Origin of the sequence: Variovorax beijingensis (genome assembly GCF_003951285.1) — a bacterium.
In the GTDB taxonomy this organism is placed as follows: domain Bacteria; phylum Pseudomonadota; class Gammaproteobacteria; order Burkholderiales; family Burkholderiaceae_C; genus Variovorax; species Variovorax beijingensis.
On sequence record NZ_RXFQ01000065.1, the window covers coordinates 1 to 1519 of the forward strand.

The 1519-nt window shown below is 56.6% G+C and carries 1 protein-coding gene; it reads left to right on the plus strand.

Features of this window, described 5'->3' with window-relative positions:
• Positions 1-46 precede the first annotated feature (46 nt).
• A protein-coding gene (locus EJO66_RS32395; protein ID WP_420856714.1) for an IS3 family transposase occupies positions 47-1422 on the plus strand; the annotation gives its coding sequence in 2 pieces (ribosomal slippage) (positions 47-524 and positions 524-1422; 1377 coding nt in all).
• Positions 1423-1519 lie beyond the last annotated feature (97 nt).

The window sequence follows — 1519 nt, forward strand, 5'->3', positions numbered from 1 at the left end:
TGAACTGACCCCCAAAACCTGGACGAACCGAATCTAAGGAAACGGGATGATCAGGTACACAGACAAGCAGAAGCTGGACGCAGTGAAGGCGTACAGGAAAGGTGGCGGTGGCTTGCTCGCGACGGCAGCGGCCCAGGGCGTGAACGTAGCGTCGTTGCGCAAATGGGTCGCTGGCTATGACTCTCTGGGCGATGCGGGCGTGGTAACGAAACGGCGCAGCAACTACGATCCTGCATTCAAGCTGGAGGTCCTCCGACGCATGAGCGAAGAAGGACTTTCATCCAATCAGGCCGCGGCGCTTTTTAACGTCAGGCGTCGCAGCCAGGTAGCAGAATGGTGGCGGTTGTATTCCGTCCATGGTGAACCAGCATTGCGACCCGGGTGGAAGGAAGAGCAGACGACTATGAAGAAGCCGCGGCGCCAGCGCGACGACGAAGAGGCACCAGCTGACGATCAGCGCAGCCGGGAGGAACTGCTACGCGATGTCCAGCAGCTTCGCATGGAGAACGCCTACCTAAAAAAAGCGCAGGCCTTGGTTCGAGCCAAGAGACGCTCAGTGCCCGTGAAAGGACGCTGATCGTGATCGAGCTAAGGCCTCATTTCCCGCTCGCCGGTCTGTTGCGGACTGCCTGTCTGCCACGCAGTAGCTTCTACTACCAGCAAAAAGCTCTCAAGACCATCGACAAGCACTGCGATCTGAAGTCCAAGATCCGAGAGATCTTTGACCGCCACCGGGGCAGGTACGGCTACCGCCGCGTAACCGCCGAGCTGAAGCGGAACGGCTGGACCGTCAACCACAAGACGGTTCAAAAACTGATGATTGCGATGCAACTGAAGTCGCTGGTTCGGCCCAAGCGTTACCAAGCCTTTGCGGGGGCAGTTTGCGAGACGGCACCCAACCACCTGCAGCGTAATTTCACGGCCGATCAGCCGAATGAGAAATGGGTGACGGACGTGACCGAGTTCAAGGTCAACAATCGAAAACTCTACCTTTCGCCCGTGATGGACCTGTACAACCGTGAGATCGTTTCGTACGAAATCGCGGAGCGCCCGTTGCCGTCCATGATCGAGAGCATGCTTAACAAGGCTTTTGACCGGCTTGGTTCCAGCGAAAGACCAATGCTGCACTCAGATCAGGGGTGGCAGTATCGAATGCCTGCTTTCCGAAAACGTCTACAGGAAAACAAGCTGGTGCAGAGCATGTCGCGCAAGGCCAACTGCCTCGACAATGCGGCGATGGAAAGCTTCTTTGGAACACTGAAGTGCGAGCTCTTCTACATCAACAAGTTCGAAAACATTGAGGACTTGAAAGTTGCTCTCCACGACTACATTCGCTACTACAACGTCGATCGAATAAAGATGTCTTTGAGGGGCCTGAGCCCCGTCGAGTACAGGCAGCGGGAGACTCAGGGTTGGCCATGAGTACATGGCCAACCGGGGGCGCCTCCGGCGGCCTGGCAGGGGCCTAAAGAAATCGAAACATCAAGTCAAATGTGTCCAAGGTTTGGGGGTCGGTCCA